The sequence below is a fragment of the Streptomyces narbonensis genome, from assembly GCF_014649015.1.
GTDB classification, from domain to species: Bacteria; Actinomycetota; Actinomycetes; order Streptomycetales; family Streptomycetaceae; genus Streptomyces; species Streptomyces narbonensis.
Window position 1 is genome coordinate 186,483 of sequence record NZ_BMSF01000007.1, and the last position, 17,146, is coordinate 203,628.

18 protein-coding genes are annotated in these 17,146 nt (G+C 71.7%); 13 read left to right on the top strand and 5 right to left on the bottom strand.

Going from position 1 to position 17,146, the window contains the following annotated elements; genetic code table 11:
- Positions 1-2: 2 nt before the first annotated feature.
- The 3 genes from IE124_RS15390 to IE124_RS15400 all read right to left on the bottom strand — a co-directional run bounded on the left by IE124_RS15390 (position 3) and on the right by IE124_RS15400 (position 2,577).
- Positions 3-1,520: a LacI family DNA-binding transcriptional regulator gene (locus tag IE124_RS15390; protein ID WP_189508322.1), complete on the bottom strand. Its 1,518-nt coding sequence runs from the start codon at positions 1,518-1,520 to the stop codon at positions 3-5.
- Between the two features lie 28 nt (positions 1,521-1,548).
- Positions 1,549-1,926 carry a helix-turn-helix domain-containing protein gene (locus IE124_RS15395; RefSeq protein WP_229832482.1) on the bottom strand — a complete coding sequence of 126 codons (378 nt, stop codon included), beginning with the start codon at positions 1,924-1,926 and terminating at the stop codon, positions 1,549-1,551.
- A 135-nt stretch (positions 1,927-2,061) separates the two neighbouring features.
- Entirely contained in the window at positions 2,062-2,577 is a 516-nt protein-coding gene (locus tag IE124_RS15400) for a helix-turn-helix domain-containing protein (RefSeq protein WP_189508323.1), read from the bottom strand.
- Positions 2,578-2,847: 270 nt separating this feature from the next.
- Between IE124_RS15400 and IE124_RS15405 the strand changes: the two genes are divergently transcribed.
- The 4 genes from IE124_RS15405 (at position 2,848) to IE124_RS15420 (ending at position 7,485) form a co-directional block, all read left to right on the top strand.
- Positions 2,848-4,104: a DUF3631 domain-containing protein gene (locus IE124_RS15405; protein ID WP_189508524.1), complete on the top strand. Its 1,257-nt coding sequence runs from the start codon at positions 2,848-2,850 to the stop codon at positions 4,102-4,104.
- A gap of 197 nt (positions 4,105-4,301) precedes the next feature.
- Positions 4,302-5,099, top strand: coding sequence for a DUF2637 domain-containing protein (locus IE124_RS15410; RefSeq protein WP_189508324.1), 798 nt, complete (start codon positions 4,302-4,304; stop codon positions 5,097-5,099).
- A gap of 89 nt (positions 5,100-5,188) precedes the next feature.
- The gene (locus IE124_RS15415; RefSeq protein ID WP_189508325.1) at positions 5,189-5,821 is read left to right on the top strand and encodes a MobC family plasmid mobilization relaxosome protein; all 633 of its coding nucleotides are present in this window, start codon (positions 5,189-5,191) and stop codon (positions 5,819-5,821) included.
- A complete protein-coding gene (locus IE124_RS15420) occupies positions 5,818-7,485 on the top strand; it encodes a relaxase/mobilization nuclease domain-containing protein (protein WP_189508326.1) in 1,668 nt (555 codons plus the stop codon). The genes IE124_RS15415 and IE124_RS15420 overlap by 4 nt, the downstream gene beginning before the upstream one ends.
- Before the next feature lie 191 nt (positions 7,486-7,676).
- On the opposite strand, the gene IE124_RS15425 is transcribed toward IE124_RS15420, so the two are convergent.
- Positions 7,677-7,916, bottom strand: coding sequence for a hypothetical protein (locus tag IE124_RS15425; RefSeq protein ID WP_189508327.1), 240 nt, complete (start codon positions 7,914-7,916; stop codon positions 7,677-7,679).
- 164 nt (positions 7,917-8,080) lie between these two features.
- On the opposite strand from IE124_RS15425, the gene IE124_RS15430 reads away from it, so the two are divergent.
- From IE124_RS15430 to alaS, 9 genes are all read left to right on the top strand, one after another.
- Positions 8,081-9,313: a helix-turn-helix domain-containing protein gene (locus IE124_RS15430; RefSeq protein WP_189508328.1), complete on the top strand. Its 1,233-nt coding sequence runs from the start codon at positions 8,081-8,083 to the stop codon at positions 9,311-9,313.
- Positions 9,314-9,368: 55 nt separating this feature from the next.
- On the top strand, positions 9,369-9,812 hold the full coding sequence (locus IE124_RS34910) for a hypothetical protein (RefSeq protein WP_229832483.1): 444 nt from the start codon (positions 9,369-9,371) through the stop codon (positions 9,810-9,812).
- Complete coding sequence (locus IE124_RS15440) at positions 9,809-10,027, top strand: hypothetical protein (protein ID WP_189508329.1); 219 nt, start codon at positions 9,809-9,811, stop codon at positions 10,025-10,027. Before IE124_RS34910 ends, IE124_RS15440 begins: the two co-directional genes overlap by 4 nt.
- Positions 10,028-10,135: 108 nt before the next feature.
- Positions 10,136-10,966 (top strand): aspartyl/asparaginyl beta-hydroxylase domain-containing protein, encoded by an 831-nt coding sequence (locus tag IE124_RS15445; protein WP_189508330.1) that lies wholly within the window; start codon positions 10,136-10,138, stop codon positions 10,964-10,966.
- A 46-nt stretch (positions 10,967-11,012) separates the two neighbouring features.
- On the top strand, positions 11,013-11,885 hold the full coding sequence (locus IE124_RS15450; RefSeq protein ID WP_229832484.1) for a hypothetical protein: 873 nt from the start codon (positions 11,013-11,015) through the stop codon (positions 11,883-11,885).
- Entirely contained in the window at positions 11,882-12,454 is a 573-nt protein-coding gene (locus IE124_RS15455) for an SLOG cluster 4 domain-containing protein (RefSeq protein ID WP_189508332.1), read from the top strand. The genes IE124_RS15450 and IE124_RS15455 overlap by 4 nt, the downstream gene beginning before the upstream one ends.
- Positions 12,451-13,005, top strand: coding sequence for an orotate phosphoribosyltransferase (locus IE124_RS15460; RefSeq protein WP_189508333.1), 555 nt, complete (start codon positions 12,451-12,453; stop codon positions 13,003-13,005). Before IE124_RS15455 ends, IE124_RS15460 begins: the two co-directional genes overlap by 4 nt.
- On the top strand, positions 13,002-13,643 hold the full coding sequence (locus IE124_RS15465; protein WP_229832485.1) for an HAD family hydrolase: 642 nt from the start codon (positions 13,002-13,004) through the stop codon (positions 13,641-13,643). The genes IE124_RS15460 and IE124_RS15465 overlap by 4 nt, the downstream gene beginning before the upstream one ends.
- A 253-nt stretch (positions 13,644-13,896) precedes the next feature.
- Entirely contained in the window at positions 13,897-16,551 is a 2,655-nt protein-coding gene (gene alaS, locus IE124_RS15470; RefSeq protein WP_189508334.1) for an alanine--tRNA ligase, read from the top strand.
- A 45-nt stretch (positions 16,552-16,596) separates the two neighbouring features.
- On the opposite strand, the gene IE124_RS15475 is transcribed toward alaS, so the two are convergent.
- The gene (locus IE124_RS15475; protein WP_189508335.1) at positions 16,597-17,139 is read right to left on the bottom strand and encodes a GNAT family N-acetyltransferase; all 543 of its coding nucleotides are present in this window, start codon (positions 17,137-17,139) and stop codon (positions 16,597-16,599) included.
- Between the last annotated feature and the right edge of the window lie 7 nt (positions 17,140-17,146).

The window sequence follows — 17,146 nt, forward strand, 5'->3', positions numbered from 1 at the left end:
CGTCAGTTCACCAGCAGCCTGTGTGCGCGCAGGAGTTCATCGAGCACGCGCACTGGTGACGCGGGGCACATCGCCAGGCGGGCGTCGAGCGCGGCCTCCCACTGCTCGGTCAGGCCGGCCATGAGGCGGCGGCGCATGCCGCGGGTGACGTGGGCGTAGCGGGCCGAGACTGAGCCGTCGATGTGGCCCATGCGTTCGTCCATGAGGACCTTCTCGGTGCCGAGGTCCTCCATCATCGTCCGGTGGGTGTGGCGGAGGCCGTGCGGGGTGAGGCCCTTGGCGATCGGGACCCAGCAGGCGTCCGCCCGGTCGGTGGCGTTGCGACCCCGGGCCGGGACGCCGGGCCACGGCTCGCCGAGGAGCGGGACGGGGCGGGCCTCCTGGGGCGCCTTCTTCGGGTACCAGCCGGAGACCGCTGGCGTGAACAGCCAGGTGGCGAAGCCGTTTCGACGCCAGTGGGCCGCGTACTCGGTGACCGTGCCACCGCGTACGAAGCTGAGGTCCGCGATGGCCTGTTCCACCTTGGCCCGCGTGGCTTCGGCGACGCGGTCGGGGTGGTTGAGGACGTTGGACACCGTGCCCGTGGAGACGCCTGCGCGGCGAGCGACGTCGACCAGCTTCGCGCCCTGGTGACCGCCCGTGCGGGCCACGCCGAGACCTCGGTAGACGTAGGTCTTGCCGTGGCAGGGGCAGGGCATCGGCTTCGTACGGGCCACGTGGTTGGCGACCAAGGCGGAGAGCCAGTCCATCGAGTCGATGGTGCGGTAGCTGTCGTCCTTGGGCGGTACGCGTACCAGCTCGCCAGTGTCGAGCTCGTACAGCTGCCACTCGACGCGAAAGGCGCCGGGGCGGGCGAACTCCGTCTCCAGGCCGACCATCTCGGCCCAGCGCATGCCGGTGTAGCCCTTGTGGACGATGGCGACGAACTCGTCGTCCCTGCCGGAGAGCAGGGAGGCCCGCTCTGCTGCCAGCAGGATTCCGAGCGCGTCGGTGATGACCTTCTCCGGGCCGCGGTCGCGTGAGCGGCCGGCGCGCTTGCCGCGCCCTCGGCGCCTGGCGGCGGGGTTCGAGGTGATCAGGCCCTCGTCGATGGCGTCTTCGAGGATCAGGTGGAGCGTCGAGCGCCAGGTCTTGACGCTGGAGGCCGCGTACACAGCCCGCTCCTTCTTCTCCCAGAGTTCGACGTCCGTGCGCAGGATGCCGGCGAGTGCCTTGTCCTCGAAGTCGGGGAGCAGGTGCTCCTCGATGTGGCGCTTGTAGTTCTGCATCGTCGAGGCGGCCAGGTCCTGGGCCTCGTACCAGCGGGTCGCGTACTCGCCGAAGGTCTCCTGGCCGAGCGCCGGGTCACGCCAGTCGCCGCGCCGGTACTTGTTCTCGGCCTCGCTCGCGGCGCGCTGGGCCTCACCCTTGGTGGCGAACCTGATGGTCTTGCCCTGGTCGTCGACGACCGTGAGGTGTTTACCGGGCGCGACCTTGTACCGGCCGCGCCAGTAGTTTCCGCGCTTCTCCGGGAAACCCATGTATCCCTCCCCTTCCTACGTCCTCCCGTTACGCGGCGGTCCCGAAGCGGTCCTGGCGGGCTCGGCGCGGGGGCCGGGCCTGGAGCCGGGTCGTGGGAACGGGCACGGTGGACGAGGCGGATGAGCGAGGGCGGGAGGGCGTGGCGGGGGCGGTCGAAGGCGGCTGCAGAGGCACGGCGGGCCGGGCCTCGTTCATGCGGATGATCTCCGCGAGGTGTTCGTCGGTGAAGCGGTACGCGCGACCGACCCGGGTGTACGGGATCAGCCGCCGACGGGCGCGGTCCTTCACCCACCAGGCGGAGCAGCCGAGCACAGCGGCCACGTCCTCGGGGAGGTGGAGGCGCGGAGGGGTCGTGTCGGCGCGCGGGGCCTGGACGGAGGCATGGGGTATCGACGTGTGGCGCAAGTGGGGTCCTCTCCTGGCTCGGCGTGTGGGGCGGCAACCCCGGCCGGGCCGGTCGTTCAGGGATGGGATGGGCTGGGTTTGCGGATGGGGCCGGGTCCTGGGGTTTGCGGGCCAGGGCGGCCGGAGGAGTGGGGGCTACGGCAGGAGCGGGTTCGGGGTCCCGTACTCCTCGATGTTGATCTTGATGGTGTTCTCGGCGATGGCGTTGCTGACCATCACGTCGGCCTCCCGGCTGATGTCCGGGTGCGCGTCGAGGTAGGCGATGAGCTCGTTGTTCGCCCTGCGGTACGCGTGCTGTGCTCTCTGGGCGGCGGCGTTGGCGGCCACCACGGTGTCGATCAGCTCCACGGCGCGGCCGGCGGCGGCCAGGCCCGGAGGGCCGACGAGGTTGGACAGGGAGACCCCGAAGACGTCGGCGAAGCCGATGGCCTCGTCGAGGTTGATGCGGCGCTTGCCGTTCTCGATGCGCCAGACGCCCGACGGGTTCATCTCGTAGCCGGCCTCGTTGAGGCGGTCGGAGAGCGTGGTGGTGCTCCAGCCGCGCCGCTCGCGCTCGAACTTGATGCGCTTGGCGGCGTTCTCCTCGCCCTGGAGCAGGACACCTTCCGGCTCTTCCTCGTCGCGCTCCTGCACGTGCTCGTCGTCCGACATCACCTCTCCCTTCCTCTCGCAGTAAGCCGCTGCACCTTGCAGGGCCAGTTAGACAGTACACCATCCACTGCGACTTGCAAAGCCTCTCTGCGTAGTGCATAGTGATCAGCGTGCCGGTTCCCTGCGCTCCGGCATGCAAAAAGCCCCCCGGTGCTGAAGACACCGAGGGGCTCAAGCGCAAACCTCACGCCACCCATCCCTGAATGACTACCTGCATGGCCGGGATTGCCGTCCCGTATGGCCCGCAGATCGAGGAGCTCAATGTCCAGTATGGACGAAGCCGCACCACTCGCGCCATCGCTTCCCGCCGCCTGGCCTCCGGTCGCCATACCCGGCCGACCTGCCACACCCGAGCCCGAGCCGGCGCCCGAGCCCGCCCCCGTACCGCCTTCCGAGGGCGAGCAGGCCCTGTCTGACCTCCGGGCGCAGTTCCGCCGGTACGTGGTCCTGCCGAGCGAGGACGCCCTCACGGCGGTGACGCTGTGGGTCGCGGCCACGCACCTGCAGACCGCGTGGCAGCACGCCCCGCGCCTCGCGGTCGTCGGACCCGCGAAGAGGTGCGGCAAGTCGCGGCTCCTGGACGTGGTCACCGAGACCGTCCACGACCCACTGATCACGGTGAACGCCTCGGCTGCCGCGGTCTTCCGGTCAATCACCGAGAACCCGCCGACCCTGCTGGTCGACGAGGCCGACACCCTCTTCGGGTCGGCCAAGGTCGCGGAGAAGAACGAGGAAATGCGCGGCCTGCTCAACGCCGGCCATCAGCGCAACCGCCCCACTCTGCGCGTCTCCGGCCCGAACCACGAGGTGTCGAAGTTCCCGACCTTCGCCATGGCCGCCCTCGCCGGGATCGGCGACCTGCCGGACACGATCATGGACCGGTCGGTCGTGATCCGGATGCGGCGGCGGGGACCGGGCGAGAAGGTCGCCGAGTTCCGCACCGTACGGGACACCCCCGCCCTCCACGCCGTACGGGACCGGCTCGTGGCCTGGCTCGGGCCGCTCCACGACACCGCCCTCGACCTCACCCCGGCCATGCCGGTCGAGGACCGGGCCGCCGACACCTGGCAGCCGCTCGTCGCCGTCGCCGACCTCGCCGGAGGCCCCTGGCCCGAGGCCGCCCGCGCCGCCTGCCTGGCGATGACGAAGCACGAAGCCGAGCAGGACCAGGACAACAGCGCCCTGAACCTCCGGCTCCTCGCCGACATCCGCCGCGCCTTCGCCGCCGAGGGGAACCCCGGCCTCCTCCGTACAGGCCGCCTCCTCGGCATCCTCAACGAGGACACCGAGTCGCCCTGGCCCGAGTACAAGGACAAGGGCCTGACCGCGCGTGGCCTGCAGCTCCTGCTCAAGGACTACGGCATCAGCGCCGCCAGCCACCGCTTCCCCGACGGCCTCCAGGCCAGGGGCTTCGCCCGCGAGCAGTTCGCCGACACCTGGGCCCGCTACTGCCCCGAGCCCGCCGCACCTGCCACCGCCCTGGCCGCCGAGCCGCTGCTCCTGCCGGTCCCCGCACCCGGCGCCTGACCCACAACGACCCGTCCCCACCCGTCCCCTCGCAGGTCAGGGCCGGGACGGGTCACCCGCCCGTGACGGGTCGACCCGATGTCACGGCCCTCACCCGTACCAGCGCTGACCAGGCATGCGACGAGTCGGGACGGTTCCCACCCGCCACCGGCCGCGCGCCCATCCTCAGCCTCCCCGAGCTTCCGGAGCACCCTGCCTTGTCCTCCCCCGGCACCACCGCACCGCCCTCCGCCCTTCCCGTCCTGATCCGTACGGGCGTCGCCCTCCTCGCCATGGCCGCCTTCGCGCTCTCATACGACGCCCTGCGCCAGATGGCCGCCGCCAGCCACATCCACCGGGTCCTGACGTACGCCTTCCCCCTGGTGATCGACGGCTTCATCGCGATCGGCATAGGCGCCCTCCTCGTCCTGCGCACCGCACCCCTGCGGCCCCGCCTCTACGTCTCGGCCCTGGTCGGCACCGCCACGGCCACCAGCATCTGGGCCAACGTCCTGCACGCCGTCCGCCTCAACCAACAGACGCGGCGAGGCGGGCTCGCCCTGGACGACATCACCGTCGGCGTCATCTCCGCCATCGCTCCACTCGCTCTCGCCGGCGCCGTCCACCTCTACCTCCTCGTCCAGCGCCGCCCCGCCCACCCGGAACCTGCGGCCGCCGAGGCCACGCCTCCGGAGCCCCGCACACCGCCAGCCACAACCGAGCCGGTCCCCGCCGGAGACGAGGCTGACGAGGGCGACGCCTCCGACGAGCAAGTGGCTGATCCGGAACCGCCACCCGCTCCCGAGGACGGCCGGCCGCCGATCGCCACGTACGAGCAGGTGCTCGCCATCGGCCGCACCGCCCGCCTGGGACGGGACGGCCGGGTCTCCCGCCGCCACATGGAGACCGCCATCCGCGACAAGGGCCTCAGGCCCGGCGGACGCGAACGCCTCGAAGAGGCCAGGGCCGAGCTCCAGACCGAGCTCGACCAGCAGCTCGCCAAGACCGCCGCGTAGCCCCGCCCCTGCCCCCAGGTCGCTCGCCTCGGAACTCGTCCGGGGCGAGTACCGCTTCCCCCTCCCCCACCTGATCGGAGAGCCCGCCCATGCACGCACAGCCCACCCCCGACTCCCCGCACACCGCCCAGCAGCCGACGACCCACCCTGCCCCGGGCGGAGCAAGGTATGGCGTTGGACCGTCCAGCGGCCGGTCCAACGCGGAAGCCTCCGCCCCGGGGGTGGCGGAGGCGGCGGGTCCCCGGCGCGAGGGCGCACCGAGGGCAGGGGGTGTGCGCGCGGCGGACGAGGCCGCGCTGCACCGTGTCGCCCGCCGTCGCGCCCGCCAGGATGTGCAGCGCAAGGAGCGTGTCGACGTCCGCTACAGCGTCGACGAGAAGCAGGCGATCTGCGCTGAAGCCAGCCGCCGCGGTCTGGCCGGCTCGCACTTCGTCGGCGCCGTCGTCATGGCCCACATCAACGGTGACCTCGCCCTTCCCACGGGGCGGACCGCCGTCGACGACCTGATTGACGAGTACGCGGCCTTGCGCGAGCAGGTCGCCCGGATCGGCACGAACGCGAACCAGATCGCCAAGCGCCTCAACTCCGGTGGCGACACACACCCTGTGGACGCCGCCGTCCTCGCCGAAGCCACACGGCTCGTTGCCCTCGTCCAGGACACGGTCAAGGCGGTCGACACCGCCGCCGATGTGGCGGCCACAACCCGCCTGGCGGCCTGGTGATCGCGAAGATCGGCAAGCCCGGCCGCAAGACCAGGGGAGTCCTGAACTACCTGTTCGGGCCCGGACGGGCGAACGAGCACACCGACCCCCACCTCGTCGCCTCCTGGGACGGCTTCGCCCCTGACCCCGGCCGCGACCCCGACGCCACCCTCGCCCAGCTCGCCACCGCCCTCGACCTGCGGGTCAAGCAGGCCGGCCACAAGGCGCCGAAGGGCCACGTCTGGCACTGCTCGATCCGCGCCGCCCCCGAGGACCGCCACCTGACCGACGACGAGTGGGCCACCATCGCCCGCCGCGTCCTGAACGCCACTGGCATCGCCCCGGCCGGCGACCCCGACGCCTGCCGCTGGGTCGCCGTCCGCCACGCCGACGACCACATCCACATCGTCGCCACCAAGGTCCGAGGAGACCTCCGCCCGCCACGGAACTGGAACGACTTCCTGCGCGCCGACAAGGAACTCGTCGCCATCGAGAAGGAGTACGGGCTCCGCCGGGTCCCGCGCGGCGACCGCACCGCCGCCAAGCGCCCCACCCGCGCCGAACAGGAGAAGGCCCGCCGCACAGGGACCACCCGAACGTCCCGCGAACGCCTGCGCACCATCGTCCGCACCGCCGTCTCGGCGGCCACTACCACCGAGGAACTCTTCCGGATCATCGAACGGACCGGGGCCCTCGTCGACGTCCAGTACTTCCCCTCCGGTGACGTCCGTGGCTACAAGGTCGCCCTCGCTGGCGACACCAACGCCCAGGGCGAGCCGGTGTGGTTCTCCGGCTCCACCCTCGCCCCCGACCTCTCCTACCCCAAGATCGCCGAACGCCTCACGGCCACAGCCACAACCACGGCGGAGCGGACCGAAGCCACCACCTGGCGACGGCTCGCCATCGCCGTCGACGAGGTGCCCGACCGCCTCTCCCAGGGCGAGGACCAGGACGGTCAGGCCCACATCGCCGTCCTCCTCGAAGCCCTCAACGCGCTGCCCGTGCTCGCTCCCGCCGGTCTCCGGCCTCAGCTCCTCCAGGCCGCCACTGTTTTCGAGCCCGCCGGCAGGTCCCGTATCCCCGCCCGCCACCAGCAGGCCCAGGCCGCACGGCAGGCGGTGAAGGCGATCTTGCGACAGCCCGCCCCCAAGGACGGCGCACTCCTCGTGCTCGCCCTCGACGCCCTCCTGCTCGCGGTCATCGCCGCCCAGCACTGGCACCGCACCCGCAACCACCACCAGCAGGCCGAGGCCGCACAGCAAGCAGCCATCCACCTCCGCGCAGCCCACCAAGCCGCAGCCACCGAGTCCCTGACCGCGCTCCGCCACCGGGGCGAACGTCTCCCACAGTGGCAACTGAACCGGCAGATCGCCGCAGTACGCCACACGCTGCCCGACCTCGCCAAGCAGATCCTCGCCGAGCCCGACTGGCCCGCCCTGGCCGCCACCCTCAACGAGGCCACGACAGCCGGCCACTCCCCCGCCCGACTCCTCACCCAAGCCGCCGGCCACCGGGAACTCGACACCGCCAACAACCTCAGCGAAGTCCTGACCTGGCGCCTGAACCGCCTGCGCGACCCCATGACCGAAAGGCCCTCGCCCCGCATAGCTGCGACGCCGATTCATCCCGGCTCCGCCACCCCACCGCATGCCCCGCCCACGGCCTACCGGCCAAGGAGTCGGTGACACGGCGCCAACCGCACGTGATGCATCGGCGTGTCCATTCAGTGGACAGCCGCCCCGTCCACTCACTGGACGGCCGCTCTGTCCACTGAATGGACGAGGCTCGCAGCGCCGTTCAGTTTCTGAACGGCGGCCGTGTTCAGAGACTGAACGGCCTACCTGTTCAGAAACTGAACAGGGACGCTTCCCTGCAATCAGTCGCTGTGGTTGAGGACATTGCCGTTGGTGCAGTGGTTGACGGTGTTGCCGTCCCACGCGCCACCCACCGGGACGACTGCCAGCTCCTGGAAACAGACGGCGGCAGCGCTGAAGTTCCAGTTGTTCGCGGCGTTCACCCCCGGCCCGAAGTTGCTGTCGTGGTCGTCGGCGTGGGCAGGGGTGGCCAGTGCCAGGCTCGTGAGAGCCAGGGCGGCTACGGAGATGATCTTCTTCATGGTCCGCCAACCGCCGACAACTCTCCCCGGTTACGGCGGCCCGGCAACAATCCGCCGGACGCCCCCTCCGACCGTCGTCCGTCTGGGTACCGTGCTGGTGACGAACTCCGCACGGACAGACCGGCGCACCCGCACGGCCGTCCGGCGGTTGGGGAGGTGTCCTGATGCTGGAGGAAGCCGAGGAGATCGGCCGGCGCGTCCGCAGGGCGCGGCTGCGGCTGGGGATGCCGCAGGCCGATCTGGCCACGGCCCTGGGGAAGTCGCAGGGCTGGGTGTCGAAGATGGAGCGGGGCCTGATCGAGCTGGACCGGGTCGGTCTGCTCAACCAGGTGGCCGCCGAGCTGCACGTTCACCCGAACGACCTGATCGGGCGCCCGTACAGCAGCTCCCCGGACGACAACCAGTGGCAGATCGCCGCCTCGTCGATCCTGCGCGAGCTGCGCCGCTACGACCTCGCCCCCGTCTTCGACGGGACGCCGAGGCCGGCGCCGCAGCTGTGGCGGGAGGTGACGCGGCTCCACCGGCTCCGGGACACCGCCGCCAACGTGGCGATCCTCCGCGTCCTGCCCGATCTGTTCCGCGAGGCCCGCGCCCTGGCGGAAGCCTCGGAGGAGGGGCACGAGCGGGAGGAGGCGTACGCGATCTACGCGGTGTGCTGCAAGTTCGCCCACACCGCCGCCCACTCCCTCGGCCACCCCGAGCTCGTCGCGATGGCCTGCGAGCGGGCCGCCTGGTCGGCCCGCCTCTCCGGGGACCCGGTGCTGCCCGCGGTCGCGGACTGGATGCGGGTCTGGGACATGTGGGCGACGGCCGACTGGGAGGACGCGCTGACGCTCTCGGACAAGGCGATCGGGTCGGTGCAGCAGGCGTACGAGCACGGCGACCTGCTGGCCGTACGGGCCTGGGGCACCCTCCAGCTCCGCGCGGCGATCTCGGCCGCCCGCGCCGGGCGCCCGTCGGAGGCGGAGGACCGGATCGGGTACGCGAAGGACGCCGCCGAGCGCATGGACGCGTACGTCGGTGCGCCCGTGTACGACCGGCACTCGCTCACGTTCTCCGCCGGGAACGTGCAGATCCACGCGATCAGCGTGGCCCTGGAGATGGGCGAGCAGGGCAAGGCCCTGGAGATCAACCGCCGCACCAGCCCCGAGCTCGTGGGCGCGCTCCCCAACTCCCGTCAGGGACACCACCACATGGACATCGCGCGGGCCTGGCTGTGGGACGGCAACCGCGACAAGGCCCTCGTCGAGCTGGAGACCGCCGAACGGATCGCACCCCAGCTCGTACGGAACCACCCCATCGCCCGCTCCACCCTCCGGAGCATCGTGTACGCCGAACGGGCAGCCACGCGCGAGAAGTTGCGACGCATGTCCGACCGCTTCCACCTGGACGGATAAGGGTCGTATTCCTCCGGCTCATATTCGGGGTTCCGCCCGTCCCTAACTTCGGGGCATGACCGGACGACGTACACCCCATCTCCCGTCCAAGGGACCGGAGTTACTCCCGGCGGCTCCCTTTGCACCCCGGCTCGGTGACCTCGCCGCCGACACCACCCACAACGGTCGTGTCGGCGTCGTGGTCGCCCTCCCCGGCGAGGACTCCGCCACCACCTACCACCTGCGTCCGCCCGGCGGCGGACCCACCTGGTCCGCGCCGGCCGACGGCTCCACGCTGCTCCCGGTGCCCGCGCAGATCACGCACGCCACCCTCCCGGCCGGCGGCGGCGCGGTCTACGAACCGCGCACCGGCCAGGGCTCGGTGCCCGTCGTGTTCCACTTCGCAGACGGATCGACCAGCGAAGGCGCCCTCACCCTCACCTCGGCAGAGCTGGAACGGCTGCACGCCCAGATCGGCCGCCTTCTCGCCAGCCACGACAAGGCCAGTGGCCTCGAATGAGCAGGTCCCGCCACCGCTGGCGCCCCGCCCCCGTACGCGTAAGGGCTGATCGCAGCAGTCGGTACGCCCTCATGTTCCTCGCCCTCGCCGGCCTGGCCGGGCCCGCCTGGGCCCTGCGGTCCCAGGCCGACCAGCTCCTCTCCTCCGCCGGTGACAGGGCTGCCGTGGCCGTACCGGACGCGCCTCCGCTCCCCCACACCACCACCGACCGCTGAACGGCCCTCCGCCGAGGAGACCCGGAGCCGGCCTCCCCGTACCGCTCCCGCACCACTCGGCGGAGGGCGACCAGCCACGCACTCACCGACTCGCGAAAGGTGAATCCGATGGACACCTTGACCGCCCTTGCCGGGCAGATCGCCCAGCTCGACACCGTCGACCCCGCCCAGCTGGAACGGATGCGCCACGAGGCCCTGACAGCCCAGGCGCCCTGGAAGGCCGAGTACAGCGCCTACCAGTCCGGGGGCTGGTGGACGACGTCGCTGATGAACGCGTCCGGCGACGCCGCCGACGTGACGATCGGCGACTGCGCGGCGCAGCCGACCGACCTGCTGACGCGAATGCCGGCCACCGCCGCCCTGCTCACCGAACTCGGCCTGAACTACATGTGGGTGCGGCTCGCCCGCCTCGAACCCAACGCCTTCCTGTGGGAGCACCGCGACTACGACGAGCTCGACCAGGTCGAGCGACACCGGCTGCACATCCCGCTGCACACCAACACGTCGGCGTTCCTCGTCACCGGCGGCGCCAAGGTGCACATGACCGGCGGGCGGATCTGGCGGCTGACGCCGACGTACGCGCACGGGGTGTGCAACCTGTTGGGTCCGGACCGGATCCACCTGATCGCCGACGTGTACGCCGACGACACCTACCGGCGCCTCGCCCGCCGGCCCATGCTCCACCCCGGCTCCGCCGAGCCGCTGCCCGTGGCCGGCCCGGCGGTGATCGCCGAGCGACTCCAGGCCGCCCGCGCGATGGCCGACCTCGGCTACGCGGACGCGGCCGAGCGGATGCTGCTCCGGCTCTTCTACACGTACGCGCTGCCCGAGGGCGCGGTCTACGACCTGATCGCCGAGCTGCACACCTCGCTCGGCAACGAGGAGGCCGTCACGCGCTGGACGACCGCCAAGCGCCGCCTCCTCGCCCTCACGGCCTGACCACCACGCTCGACCCCGCATGCCGGAATCCGATCGGAGGACGCACGTGCCCACCCTGCACCTGGCGGAACTCACCTTCGCCAACCGCCCCGCCCAGCTCCCGCTGCTGTCCCGGCTCGCCGACATCCTCGCCGCCTCCCCGGCCGTCACGCACCTGCTGGTGCGCGGCTCGCTGGCACACGGCACGGCCGACCGGCTCTCGGACGTCGACTTCGTCGTCGGCGTCCAGGACGCCGACCTGCCCGCGTTCGTCGGAAGCCTGGACGACCTGATGTCCGTCGAGGCCGGCGCCCTGCTGCCCGGCTGGCGCGACACGATCGTCGCCGACCTCGGCGGCGTCGGCATGGTCTTCCTCGTCCCGGACGAGGGGCACCTGCACCAGATCGACCTGTACGTGGCGCCCGCGTCGCGCGTCCCGCGCCTGCGGGCCACGGTCGCCACGGCCGTACTCCTCGACCGCGAGCCGGCGCTCGCCCCGGCCGAGGGAACGGCGGTCGCCGAGCGGTTCGCGGCCGAGTTCCTCGCCCGGCCGCGTACGTGCGCCGAGCTGCTCATCGAGCACCTGGTGCTGGCCGTCCTGCTGCACAAGCGCATCAAGCGCGGCCAGCGGTTCGTCGCGTACTCCGAGTGGCACCGCCTCCACACGGCCACGAAGGACCTGATCAAGACCGCGCTGGTCCCCGCCTCGCGGTTCTGGGGCTGGTACCAGCTGCGCGAGGAGATCGCCCTCACCCCGATCGGCCGGGCCTGCCTCGGTGACCTGGAGGCGGCGATCGGCGGACCGGCCGTCCCCTCCGCCGCCGACGTCGACGCGGCCGTCGAGCGGACGCTCTCCCTGGTCGAGCGGGCCTGCCCCGAGGCCATGAGCGGTTTGGAGGACGCGATCACCGCGTACCGCACATACCTGGAGCAGATGTGAACGGACTCCACCGAGCGAACCGGACCGCCGTCTTCTTCGGCGGGGTCCGCCCCGCTTCCCCTGAAGAGGAGAAGCTGGCCGAGGAGATCGGCCACGCTCTGGCCGAGGCGGGATACCGGCTCCTGCACGGCGGCTACAACGGCCTGATGGAAGCCGCCGCGCGCGGGGCCTCCTCCGCGGGAGCCCCGATAACCGCCGTGACCCTGGCCGACAAGCACGACGAGTGGGGCGCCTTCAACCCGTACGCCACCGCCTCCGTCCACCTGCCCGACCTCGGCGCCCGACTCAACCACTACCTGGACCACGCCGACCTCGTCGTCGCCATGGGCGGAGGCATCGGCACCCTCCACGAGCTGACCGCCGCCGCCTACTACGCGACCACCATCCGGCCCGTACTCGTCGTCCTCGCCGGAGCCATGGCACTGCGCCTACTCGACTTCCTGCGCGAGGAGAAGTGGCTGTACGAGACCCCGACCAGGCCTCTCGGGTTCCTCCGTACTGCCGAGTCCGCCGACGCCTTCCGCGCCCACCTCTCCGCGCTCCACACCACGCCGATCGGAGGAGCATGACCACCAACACCCGGCTGCCCGGCGGCCTCGCCACCCGGCTCGCTGAAACCGCCCTCGTGGCCGCCCCCTTCCACCTCGCCGACGGCGCCAGGCTCGACAGCTACTTCGACGAGTACCGCCTGGCCGCCGACCCCGAGCTCCTGCGCGACACCGCCACCGCCCTGGCCGCCCTCGTCCCCGACGATGCCCAGCTCCTCGCGGGCATCGAGCTCGGCGGCATCCCCCTCGTAGTCGCCCTGTCCGCCGCCACCGGCCTGCCCGCCGTCTTCCTGCGCCGCCGCCCGAAGGGGTACGGCTCCCGCCGACAGATCGAAGGCGCGCCCTTCGCCGGCCGCCGGACCGTCCTCGTCGACGACGTGGTCCGCTCCGGAGCGCAGCTGCTCGCCATGGCGCGGATCCTGCGCATGGCCGGAGCACCGGTACGCGACGCCCTGTGCGTGCTTGAGCGCCCGCTCGGCGGCCGGGCCCTGCTGGCTGAGCATCGTGTGACGCTCCACGCCCTCCTCACGGAGGCGGACCTCCCCGGGGCTCGGCGGGGTGATCCCGCGTGAAGGGGGCCGTGCTGTTCGACCTCGACGGCGTCCTCGTCGACAGCCGTCACGCCCAACTCGCCACCCTGGCGGGCTTCGCGACCTCCGCCCTCGGCCGCCGCATCGCCATTGCCAACCTGCCGTCGGAGGCCGCGACCACCCCGCGCGAGCAGGTACTCGCCGAGCTCGGCTACGCAGGAGCGATCAACCAGGATGGCTGGGACGCGGCGACGGCCACCGCCACCCTCACCGCCAAGGTGTTCCCGTTCGTGGCCGAGGCGCTCTCCGCGCTCCGCGCCGCCGGCGTCGGCACCGGACTGGTGACCCTGCGCAGCCGCCAGCGGGTCGGCTGGCTGCTGCCGCCCGCCGTCCTCGACTTGATCGACGTCGTCGTCTGCTACGAGGACGCGGCGCCGAAGCCCGCACCGGACGGTCTCCTGCTCGCCCTCGACAAGCTCGGCGTGGCGCCCGCCAGCGCCGTAATCGTCGGGGACATGGAGTCCGACATGCACGCGGCACGGGCAGCTGGCGTGACCCCGATCGGCGCCGGATGGGGCTTCTCCAGCCCGGCGGCGCTCACTCGGGCCGGCGCCACCGTCGTCCTGCCCCGAGCCGACGACCTCGTCGACACGCTCCTGTCCCTGATCTCGTTGGAGTGACAGAGCGGAAAACCTCGGCGATCTTGACTGCCGGACCGCTAGCGTGGGTTGCGCAGTCGCAGCGGACCGTTGCGTCCGGTGACGGCTGCGCCACCTCAGACAACGGATCTGGAGTCATGGTCTACACCGTGGGGGCGCGAGCTATCTGCGTCGAGCTGGAGAACTGAGAACCCCTCAGTCCCTGTTCTCGGCCCGGCTCGGCGTGTGATCGACCCCCATCTCTCCACGACTCTTCCGTGAGGGCCACACCACCATGCGCTCGACGCAGATCCGCTCCACCTTCCTGGACTTCTTCACCTCGCGCGGCCACCGCCAGGTCCCGTCCAGCCCTCTGATCCCGTCCGATCCGACGCTGCTGCTCGCCAACGCCGGCATGAACCAGTTCAAGCCGTACTTCCTGGGCGAGGTCACCCCGGACTTCCCGCGCGCCACCACCATCCAGAAGTGCGCCCGCACCTCCGACATCGACAACGTCGGCCGGACGAACCGGCACGCCACGTTCTTCGAGATGATGGGCAACTTCTCCTTCGGCGACTACTTCAAGGCCGACGCCATCGCCTTCGCCTGGGAGCTCCTCACCCAGGGCTACCACCTGGAGAAGGACCGGCTCTGGATCACCGTCTACCAGGACGACGACGAGGCCGAGCAGCTCTGGCGGAAGATCGGCGTCCCGGCCGATCGCATCCAGCGCCTGGGCATGGAGGACAACTTCTGGTCCATGGGTGTGCCCGGCCCCTGCGGCCCCTGCTCGGAGGTCAACTACGACCGGGGGCCGGCCTTCGGCCGCGAGGGCGGTCCGGCCGTCGACGGCGAGCGGTACGTGGAGATCTGGAACCTCGTCTTCATGCAGTACCAGCGCGGCGAGGGCGACAAGAAGGGCGACTTCCCGATCCTCGGAGACCTCGCCCAGCAGAGCATCGACACCGGCCTCGGCCTCGACCGCCTGGCCGCGATCCTCCAGGACGTCGAGAACGTCTGCGGCACCGACCTCCTGCGCCCCACCCTCACCACCGTCCAGGAACTCGCCGACCGCGAGTACCCCGGCAGCGGCGAGGAGAAGGTCTCCTTCCAGGTCGTCGCCGAGCACGCCCGCTCGATCGCGTACCTGATCGCCGACGGAGTCCTGCCCGCCAAGGACGGCCGCGGCTACGTCCTGCGCCGCCTGATGCGCCGCGCGATCCGCCACGCCCGTCTCCTCGGCATCGACCAGCCCGTCCTCGCTCCGGCCACGGCCAGCGTCATCGCCAACCTCGGCGGCGTCTGGCCCGAGCTGCCTGCCCAGGCCGCCCTCATCGAGCAGGTCGTCACCGCCGAGGAGGAGTCGTTCACCCGCACCCTCGCCCAGGGCACCCGGCTCCTGAACGCCGCCATCACCCGCAGCCGCGACAACCGGTCCACGACCCTGACCGGCGAGACCGCCTTCGAGCTGCACGACACCTTCGGCTTCCCCGTCGAGCTGACCGTCGAAGCCGCCCGCGACGCCGGCCTGACCGTCGACGAGGACCGCTTCGCCGACCTGCTCGCCGAACAGCAGCGCCGTGCCAAGGCCGGCGGCAAGGCCAAGACCGCCGAGGCGCTCCGCCGCCAGGACGCCTACCGCGAGCTGTCCGCCCGCCACGGCCGTACGGACTTCGTCGGCTACGACCGACTCGACACCGAGGCCACCGTCCTCGGCCTCGTTTCCAATGGAAACGCCGTGCCCGGCGCGGAACAGGGAAGCACCATTGAGCTGGTCCTGGACCGCAGCCCGTTCTACGCCGAGTCCGGCGGCCAGGTCGGCGACACCGGCACCATCCGCACCGCCGACGGCACCCTCCTGGAAGTCCTGGACACCAAGCCCGGTCTGGAGGGCTTCCACGTCCACACGGTCCGCGTCGCCGAAGGCGAGATCCGCGCCGGGCAGCAGGTCGAGGCCCTCGTGAACGGCGCCCGCCGCGAAGCCGTCGCCCGCTCCCACTCCGCCACCCACGTCCTGCACGCCATGCTCCGCCGCACGCTCGGCGACCACGCCCGCCAGCACGGCTCCCTCGTCGACGCCGGCCGCCTCCGCTTCGACTTCGCCCACTTCTCCGCCGTCGACCGCCCCCAGCTCGCCGCCATCGAGACCCTCGTCAACGACAGCCTCCTCGCCGACCCCGAGGTACGCGTCTGGCACGCCTCGCGCGCCGAGGCCGAGGCCGCCGGGGCGACCGCCCTGTTCGGGGAGAAGTACGGCGACCACGTCCGCATCGTCGACATCGGCGATTTCTCCCGCGAACTCTGCGGCGGCACCCACATCGGCCACGGCTCCAACGCCGGTCCCGTCCGCATCGTCGGCGAAGCCTCCATCGGCTCCAACCTCCGCCGCATCGAAGCCCTCACCGGCCGCGACGCCCTCGACTACTACGACACCGAACGCCGCCTCCTCGAAGAACTCTCCTCCCTCCTCGGCACCCGCCCCCAAGACGCCCCCGACGCCCTCCGCAAGCGCCTCGACACCCTCGCCTCCGCCGAGCGGGAACTCGGCCTCCTCCGCGAGGCCGAGCTACGAGACCGCGCTCAGCGGCTCGCCGCCTCCGCCCGCACCGTCGCCGGCGGCCGGGTCGTCACCGAGAAGGTGACCGGTCTCACCTCAGACGAGCTCCGCACCCTGGCCCAGCACACCGCGGGCCTTCTCGACACCGACCACGCCGTCGTCGTCCTCGGCACCGAGCACGACGGCAAGGCCCTCCTGGCCGCCGCGATCACCCGCAGCCTCCACGCCACCGGCACCGAAGCCAGCCGCATCCTCATCCCCGCCGCCCGCACGGTCGGCGGCGGAGCCGGCGGCAAGGGCCCCGTCGCCAGCGCCGGCGGCCGCCGCACCGAAGCCCTCGACGAGGCCCTCGCCATCGCCGCCCAGGACGCCGCCCGCGCCCTCGGCCAGTAGCACGCGGAGTGCCGGTGCCGCCACACGCGGCACCGGCATTCCAGGTCACTGCCCCTGCCCGCCCGCCGCCAGCTTCTTCAGGAGCACGACGCTCTCGTAGTTCGTCACGCCCCATCGCCAGGACCCGACGGGCACGTAGCCGTGCCTGCGATACCAACCGATCAGGTCCGTCGCCTCGGCCGACGTGTCGATCACCACCTGCGCCGAACCGAGCGCGGCGATACGTTCCTCCGCCAAGGCCAGCAGCCGCTGCCCCAGCCCCGACCCCCGGTACGCCGGATCCACCGCAAGCTGCCAGAACGAGCCTGCACCCGATGGAACGGGATAACCCTCGGGTACCGGGTACGGGGCCGCCACCGTCACCGACCCCACCAGCTCTGCGCCCCGGACGGCGAGCCAGCACTCCCCGCCACCCACTCGGTACTCGGTGTCATGCACTGACTGATACGAGGCGAAGAAGACTCGGCCGGCCACAGCGTGATCGGCATACGAGCGGTGAAGCAAGGCGGTCAGTTCTTCCATGGAGTCGCCCGCAGCAAGAAGGCGCAGCCCGAAGCCCCTGGTCAGCACCCCTGCCACTTCCTCCATGCCCTAC

Excerpts from the sequence above, each read along its gene's own strand:
- IE124_RS15415 (WP_189508325.1), top strand. The coding sequence starts at position 5,189 with ATGCACGCACAGCCCACCCCCGACTCCCCGCACACCGCCCAGCAGCCG.
- IE124_RS15425 (WP_189508327.1), bottom strand. The coding sequence starts at position 7,916 with ATGAAGAAGATCATCTCCGTAGCCGCCCTGGCTCTCACGAGCCTGGCA.
- alaS (WP_189508334.1), top strand. The coding sequence starts at position 13,897 with ATGCGCTCGACGCAGATCCGCTCCACCTTCCTGGACTTCTTCACCTCG.
- IE124_RS15430 (WP_189508328.1), top strand. The coding sequence starts at position 8,081 with ATGCTGGAGGAAGCCGAGGAGATCGGCCGGCGCGTCCGCAGGGCGCGG.
- IE124_RS15460 (WP_189508333.1), top strand. The coding sequence starts at position 12,451 with ATGACCACCAACACCCGGCTGCCCGGCGGCCTCGCCACCCGGCTCGCT.
- IE124_RS15390 (WP_189508322.1), bottom strand. The coding sequence starts at position 1,520 with ATGGGTTTCCCGGAGAAGCGCGGAAACTACTGGCGCGGCCGGTACAAG.
- IE124_RS15400 (WP_189508323.1), bottom strand. The coding sequence starts at position 2,577 with ATGTCGGACGACGAGCACGTGCAGGAGCGCGACGAGGAAGAGCCGGAA.
- IE124_RS15405 (WP_189508524.1), top strand. The coding sequence starts at position 2,848 with ATGGACGAAGCCGCACCACTCGCGCCATCGCTTCCCGCCGCCTGGCCT.
- IE124_RS15475 (WP_189508335.1), bottom strand. The coding sequence starts at position 17,139 with ATGGAGGAAGTGGCAGGGGTGCTGACCAGGGGCTTCGGGCTGCGCCTT.
- IE124_RS34910 (WP_229832483.1), top strand. The coding sequence starts at position 9,369 with ATGACCGGACGACGTACACCCCATCTCCCGTCCAAGGGACCGGAGTTA.
- IE124_RS15440 (WP_189508329.1), top strand. The coding sequence starts at position 9,809 with ATGAGCAGGTCCCGCCACCGCTGGCGCCCCGCCCCCGTACGCGTAAGG.
- IE124_RS15445 (WP_189508330.1), top strand. The coding sequence starts at position 10,136 with ATGGACACCTTGACCGCCCTTGCCGGGCAGATCGCCCAGCTCGACACC.